Genomic DNA, 6,932 nt, shown 5'->3' with positions numbered 1-6,932 from the left:
CTGGGTGGCCGCCCCGGCCTCGAAGGCGCCGCGCAGTGATTTGCCGTCGATCGCCACCGTCTGCCCGGCCAAGCCCTCCTGCCCTGAGAGGCGGGCGGCGAAGGCCTCCGTGAAGCGCCGGAATGCCGCTTCGAAGGCCTCAGGGTCCAGCAGGCGAAACAGGCGAGAGAAGGTGTCGTGGCTCGGCACGCCGTGCGGCAAGGCCAGCACCTCGCGCAGCATTGCCAGCTTCGACGTGCCGAATTCCGCCATGTCGGCGCAGGTTTCAGCCCCTGCCAGCGTCGCCGCGAAGGCAATGAACAGCACTTCCGAAAGATCGTGCCGTGCATTCGCCGCCCGCGGATCCGGCACCGACGCAAACATCAACCCCAGACCCCGCATCCAACCCTCCAGCTCCGCCGTCGGGTCAGACACAGAATCCATACGTCACCTCAGCGCCAGCGCTTTCAGCAACGCCATATGCGATTCCCCTGCCCTTCAGGGGGAGGGAGCGGCTTTCAACCCGCCGTGGTGCGGATCAGGTCGCGGACGCGGGCGGCGGCGGCGGCGCCCTTCAGCGCGTCGCGCCAGGCCACTTCCGCCACGCGCTGATGCGCCGCCACGGCCTCATCCGCCGCGGTGATCGAGCCCACGCCGAGCCCGCCATTGGGCGGCGTATCCGCGGCGAAGGGGGAGGAGACGACATGCGCGCGTTCCCGCCCGCGCATCACCATGAAGCCCCCCGTGGGCTCGGTGCCGGAGGCGAGGCCGAGCTGCACGCCGATCGGCACGCTTTCCATCATGGCGGCGATCGCCTCCGCCTCGGCCCGCGCGGCGGCCAGGCAACGCTGGCGGGTACGCTCCGGAACGGCGAGGCCGGCGGCCACGCCATCCTGCAGGAAGCGGCGCAGCGAGGCCTCGCCCAGGATGGCGATGATGGTCGGCCGGCGGGCGGCATGCAGGCGCTTGCGGGCGGAAAGCAGGCCGAGCGCCTGGTCCGCGCTGGCGCGGGCCTGCAGGCGTTCCGGCGCGGCATCCGCGGCCTCCGTCCAGGCTTCGCCCACCGCGCCGTCGAAGGCATCCGTGGTGGTCTGGTAGCAATAGGCGCCGCCGACGATCAGGATCTGGTCGGCCTGCTCCTCCACCTGCCGCAGCCGTTCCTGGAAGGCGAGCGGACGGGCGAAATATTCGACGCCGATGCCGAGCAGCGACAGCGGGGAGATCTTCAGCAGCTCGGCCAGGCGCCGGATCGTGTCCAGCTTGATGACCTCGCCCTTCTCATACCGGTAGAGCGCGGCCCGCGAGACGCCCAGCCGCGCCGCGATCTCCTCCGCCCGGAGGCCCGATTCGAGGCGATAGGCACGCAATTGCTGACCTATATCCGCGAAACGCATGCAATCCCCCGTAGGTCCATTGATCCAGATACAACCATGATGCCGGAGACAGAATCTCAGGGACCACGCAACCGGCGCTAAAATGCGGGACGTGCGCGCCGGACGCAACGCGAAAAACACGGGAAAATTGTAGCCATATGGTGAAGACTACCCGTGGGGGTTGTGCGGCCGGCCGGTGCCTGCCCTTCGGGCGGGAGCGCGTCGCCGGGTGACGCGGCAGGCGGGATCAGCCGCCGCGTCCTTTCCGCTTCCTGGAACGACCCCCGGCCGGGGGCCGCCGAGACCTTGAAAGTCGGGGGGCTCAGGCGTCGGGGGCCACCTTGTGCGCGGCCAGCGTCTCCAGCGCCTTGACCATGCCGGAATGATCGAGCGCGGCGCCGCCCATGGCGGCACAGGCGGCGAAGAGTTGCGCGGTGGAGGCGGTGTTCGGCAGCGCGACTCCCAGCTCCTTGCCCGCCTGCAGCGCCAGGTTCAGGTCCTTCTGGTGCAGCTCGATCCGGAAGCCGGGCGCGAAGGTGCGCTTGATCATCCGCTCGCCATGCAGTTCCAGGATGCGGGAGGTGGCAAGGCCGCCCATCAGGGCCTGGCGCACCTTGGCCGGGTCGGCACCCGCCTTGCTGGCGAAGACCAGCGCCTCGCCCACCGCCTCGATGGTCAGCGCGACGATGATCTGGTTGGCCACCTTGCAGGTCTGGCCGGCGCCGGTCTCGCCCACCAGGGTGATGTTCTTGCCCATCGCCTCGAACAGTGGGCGGGCACGTTCGAAGGCGGCCTCGCTGCCGCCCACCATGATGGTCAGGCTGGCATTCTTGGCACCCACCTCGCCGCCGGAGACCGGGGCATCCAGATAGTCGCAGCCTTTCTCCGCGATGCGCGCGGCAAAGGCCTTGGTGGCGGTCGGGCTGATCGAGGACATGTCGATCACCAGCTTGCCGGGCGCCAGGCCCTCCGCGACCCCGCCGGCGCCGAAGAGCGCGGCTTCCACATCGGGCGTATCCGGCACCATCAGGATGATGACCTCCGCCGCCTTCGCCACCGCGGCGGCATCGGGCAGGATGGTCAGGGCGGACCGCAGCTCGGCCGAGAGGCTGGCGCGTTCCGGCGCCAGCACCTCGTGGCCGGCGGATTTCAGGTGCAGCGCCATGGGCTTGCCCATGATGCCGAGGCCGATGAAACCGATCTTCATGGCGTGTCTCTCCGTTGCGGAAATCAGGTGAGGACGGCGGCGGTGGTGAAGCGCACGCCGGCGGCGGCCAGCCGGGCGTCGCTCTCCTCCAGCGCCGAATCGGGCCCGAGGCGGGCGCAGGCATCCGTCACCACCCAGGTCTCGAAGCCGAGTGCTGCGGCATCCTCCGCCGTCCAGTCGACGCAATAGGGGCGGGTGATGCCGGCGATGAAGACGCGCCGCACACCCACCGCGCGCAGCCATTCGGCCAGGCCCGTGCCGGTGCTGCGGTCATTCTCCCGGAAGCCCGAATAGCTGTCGATCGCCTGGCGAAACCCCTTGCGGAGCACCAGCACGACCTTGGCCTGGTCGAGATCGGGGTGGATCCCGGCCCCCGGCGTCGCCCGAACCCCGTGGTCCGGCCAAAGGGTCTGCGGCCCGTAGTCCAGTTCCACCTGCTCAAAGGGCTGCCGCCCCGGATGCTGGGAGGCGAAGGAGGCATGGCGCGGATGGTGCCAGTCCTGCGTCACCGCGGCGCGGGCGATGGGGCCGGCGAGGATGCGGTTGATCACCGGGATCACCGCCTCCGCCCCCGGCACCGGCAGCTCCTCCGGGCAGAGATCCATGAAGGTCGGCTGCGGGTCGACGACCAGCAGCAGGTCCTGCACGGGATGAAGCGGGGCGGGGATGGCGGTCAGCCCTTGTAGGGGGCGAACCAGCCGAGGCCGGCCACCGTCTCGCCCGCCGGGCGGTATTCGCAGCCGATCCAGCCCCGGAAGCCCAGCGCATCGATGCGGTCGAAGACGAAGGGCCAGTTCACCTCGCCGGTGCCCGGCTCGTTGCGGCCGGGATTATCCGCCACCTGCATATGCGCGATCAGCGGCAGGTGCTTCTCCACCCGCTTGACGATATCGCCCTCGGTGATCTGGCAGTGATACAGGTCGAACTGCATGCCGATCTTCTCCGGCCCGATCGCCTGGATGATGGCGGCCGCCTGGTCCGTGGTGTTCAGGAAGAAGCCCGGGATGTCGCGGTGGTTGATCGGCTCGATCACCGGCTTCACGCCGGCCGGGCCGGCCAGTTCCGCCGCCCAGGCCAGGTTGGCGGCCAGCGTCGCCGTCATCGCGTCATGCGGCACGCCCGCCGGGGCCAGGCCGGACATGACATGGATGCGCGGGCAGCCCAGGGTGGCGGCGTAGTCCAGGGCCTTGCGAAAGCCTTCGCGGAATTCTGCCTGGCGGCCGGGCAGGGCAGCCTGGCCGCGCTCGCCGGCATTCCAGTCGCCGGGCGGGCCGTTGAACAGCACCTGGGACAGCCCGTTGTCCTTCAGGCGCTTCGCGATTTCGGCGGCCGGGAAATCGTAGGGAAACAGGAATTCCACCGCCTTGAAGCCCGCCTTCGCGGCAGCCTCGAACCGGTCGAGGAAGGGAACTTCGGAGAACATCAGGGAGATATTGGCGGCGAAGCGTGGCATGGCGGTGTCCTTCCCTCGACTTGCCCTGGGTGATGCCTTGGCCCCCGCCCGCGGGCAAGCCCGCCGCCGTTCCGCGAGGTGATGCGGTCCGTGCGTGCGCAAGCCCGGGGCTTCGGCTAAGGCTGGAGTCCCAGACCGGAGCCCGCATGAGCCAGGAATCCATCCGCCCCGCCCGCCTTCTCGGCCTGGCGGCGCTATTCGCCCTGGGGCTGGGCTGCTTCTGGGTGATGCGGCCCTTCATCTCCGCCCTGCTCTGGGCGGTGATCCTCACCTATACCACCTGGCCCGCCTTCCGCGTGCTGCGGGAGAAGACGGGGCTGGGGCCGGGGGCCGCGGCGCTGGTGATGGTGACGCTGGAATTCGTGCTGATCGCACTCCCCCTGGTCTTCGCCACGCCGACGACGCGGGAGGAGATCGAGGGGCTGCGCGCCTCCTTCGAGGGGCTGCTGGTCACCGGCCTGCCCAACCTGGCGACCTGGCTCGGCAGCCTGCCCTTCGTGGGGGAGACCTTCCGAAGCCTGCTCAGCGGCTGGGACACCACCTTCGCCGGCCTCTTCGAGACCATCAGCCCCTATGCCGGGCAGATCGCGAGCAATGCGCTGGCCGTGCTGCTGGCGCTGCTCTCGGGCCTGGCGGAGCTCATCATGGCCATCTTCCTGGCCTTCTTCTTCTACCGCGACGGCCCCGCCATGGCCGCGCATGCCGAGGCGGTGATGGAGAAGATGGCCGGCCCAGGGACGCGCCGGCTGATCCTGCTGACCGGCAATGTCACCCGCGGCGTGGTCTATGGCCTGCTCGGCACCGCCGTGCTGCAGGGGGCGATGACGGTCTTCGGGTTGTGGATCGCCGGCGTGCCGCAGCCGGTGCTGCTGGGCGTGGTGGCGGGCGTGCTGTCGATCCTGCCGGTCGGCGCGCCGCTGGTCTGGGCGCCGGCGGCGATCTGGCTTTTCACCCAGGGGGAGACGGCCTGGGGGCTGTTCATGGCGATCTATGGCGCGGCGGGCATATCCTCGGTGGACAATGTCATCCGCCCCTGGCTGATCAGCCGCGGCGCGGACCTGCCGCTGCTGCTGACGCTGCTGGGCGCCATCGGCGGGGTGATCGGCTTCGGCATCCTGGGCCTGTTCCTGGGGCCCGTTCTGCTGGCAGTGGGCTTCACCCTGCTGCGCGAATGGGCAGGCGATGGGCCGGCCACCAGCCAACGCGGCCCGAAGGCCTGAGATCGGGCTTCCGCCCGGCCAGGGGGCACGATATGGACAGGGGTTCATGCAGGCGGGCAGGACGACCCGCTGCCGAAACCAGGGGGCTTTGGGAATGATTGGGAAGGTGCTGATGGCGGCGGCGGCCGCGCTGGTGCTGGGCGCGGGCGGCCTGTCCGGCCCCGCCCAGGCGCAGACCGTGCGCTGGTCTGCGGCGGCGGATGCCAATACGCTGGACCCGCATAGCCAGAACATCGGCAGCGTCGCGCTGCTGCTGCAACAGGTCTATGACCCGCTGATCAGCCGCAATGCGGACCTTTCCCTCCGCCCGGCGCTCGCCACCTCCTGGACCGAAGCCGAGCCGACGCGCTGGCGCTTCGTCCTCCGCCAGGGGGTGCGCTTCCATGAGGGCCAGGCCTTCACGGCCGATGACGTGGTCTTCTCCATCGAGCGCGCGCTGGCGCCGACCTCCAACTACGGCATTTTCGTCGATACCGTGGATCGCGCCGTGAAGGTGGATGACTTCACCGTCGATATCTTCCTGAAGATCCCCGACCCGATCCTGCCGAACAAGCTGGCCTCGATCTACATCATGTCGAAGCCCTGGTCGGAGGCCAACGGCGCCACCCGACCGCAGAACACCCGGGCGCGGGAGGAAATGCACACCGTCCGCAACATGAACGGCACCGGCGCCTTCCGCCTGGTCTCGCGCGAGCAGGATGTGCGCACCGTCTTCCGCCGCCACGCGGACTGGTACGGCTGGCGCGAGGAGGGCAGCACGGAGGCCAATGTGCAGGAGCTGGTCTTCCGCCCGATCGCCTCGGATGCCACCCGCGTCGCCGGGCTGCTCTCGGGCGAGGTGGATTTCCTGCTCGACCCGCCGCTGCAGGATCTGGGCCGCATCCGCAACGCCCAGGGGCTGCGCGTGCTGGAGGGGCCGGAGATCCGGACCATCTTCATCGCCATGGATGTCTTCCGCGACGAGCTGCTGTACAGCGATGTGCGCGGGCAGAACCCGATGAAGGACCTGCGGGTGCGGCGCGCGCTGTACCACGCGATCGATATCCAGGCGATCCACCGCACCACCATGCGCGGCTTCAGCGTGCCCACCGGCACCTTCTTCCCGCCGCAGGTGAATGGCTATACCGCCGCCCAGGACGTGCGCCTGCCGCATGACCCGACGCGGGCCCGCGCCCTGCTGGCGGAGGCCGGCTATCCAAACGGCTTCGGCATCACGCTGGACTGCCCGAACAACCGCTACATCAACGATGAGCAGATCTGCCAGGCGATCGCCGCCATGTGGACGCGCATCGGCGTGCGGACCACGGTGCGGGCGCAGCCGCTGGCGCCCTTCTTCGCGCAGATCCAGCGCGACGATGTCAGCGTCTATCTGCTCGGCTGGGGCGTGCCGGCGCTGGATGCGCTCTATTCCTTCCAGTCGCTGCTGGCGACCCGCAACGGCGCGCAGGGCGACGGCATCTGGAACTACGGCCGCTATTCCAACCCGCAGATGGATGCGCTGATCACCCGCATGAAGACGCAATCCGGCCCGCAGCGGACCGAGGCGATCCATGAGGCGCTGCGCATCTACCGGGAGGACGTGCCGCATATCCCGCTGCACCACCAGATGATCCCCTGGGCGATGCGCGCCAATCTCCAGATTCCCCATGCGGCGAACAACCAGCCCTATTTCCGCTTCGCGCGCGTGAACTGAGACCGCC

General features: G+C 69.4%; 7 protein-coding genes. 2 read left to right on the top strand and 5 right to left on the bottom strand.

What is annotated here, in order from left to right:
- The 5 genes from ACTIF1_RS17285 to otnI form a co-directional block, all read right to left on the bottom strand.
- A partial coding sequence (locus tag ACTIF1_RS17285; RefSeq protein WP_439597693.1) for an ISAs1 family transposase occupies positions 1-381 on the bottom strand: 381 nt, incomplete at its 3' end.
- Positions 382-497: 116 nt separating this feature from the next.
- Positions 498-1,373 (bottom strand): helix-turn-helix domain-containing protein, encoded by an 876-nt coding sequence (locus ACTIF1_RS17280; RefSeq protein ID WP_439597688.1) that lies wholly within the window; start codon positions 1,371-1,373, stop codon positions 498-500.
- Between the two features lie 301 nt (positions 1,374-1,674).
- On the bottom strand, positions 1,675-2,559 hold the full coding sequence (locus ACTIF1_RS17275) for a 2-hydroxy-3-oxopropionate reductase (RefSeq protein ID WP_439597687.1): 885 nt from the start codon (positions 2,557-2,559) through the stop codon (positions 1,675-1,677).
- Positions 2,560-2,582: 23 nt separating this feature from the next.
- Entirely contained in the window at positions 2,583-3,206 is a 624-nt protein-coding gene (locus ACTIF1_RS17270) for a nicotinamidase (protein WP_439597686.1), read from the bottom strand.
- 26 nt (positions 3,207-3,232) lie between these two features.
- Positions 3,233-4,012, bottom strand: a complete 780-nt coding sequence (gene otnI / locus ACTIF1_RS17265) for a 2-oxo-tetronate isomerase (protein ID WP_439597685.1) — start codon at positions 4,010-4,012, stop codon at positions 3,233-3,235.
- A gap of 146 nt (positions 4,013-4,158) precedes the next feature.
- On the opposite strand from otnI, the gene ACTIF1_RS17260 reads away from it, so the two are divergent.
- Together ACTIF1_RS17260 and ACTIF1_RS17255 are read left to right on the top strand one after the other, a co-directional pair.
- Positions 4,159-5,232 (top strand): AI-2E family transporter, encoded by a 1,074-nt coding sequence (locus tag ACTIF1_RS17260; protein WP_439597684.1) that lies wholly within the window; start codon positions 4,159-4,161, stop codon positions 5,230-5,232.
- A 94-nt stretch (positions 5,233-5,326) separates the two neighbouring features.
- Positions 5,327-6,925: an ABC transporter substrate-binding protein gene (locus ACTIF1_RS17255; protein WP_439597683.1), complete on the top strand. Its 1,599-nt coding sequence runs from the start codon at positions 5,327-5,329 to the stop codon at positions 6,923-6,925.
- Positions 6,926-6,932: the final 7 nt, after the last annotated feature.

This window comes from Falsiroseomonas sp., assembly GCF_051860665.1.
Taxonomy (GTDB): Bacteria; Pseudomonadota; Alphaproteobacteria; order Acetobacterales; family Acetobacteraceae; genus Falsiroseomonas.
This window is presented reverse-complemented; position numbering and strand designations above follow the sequence as displayed.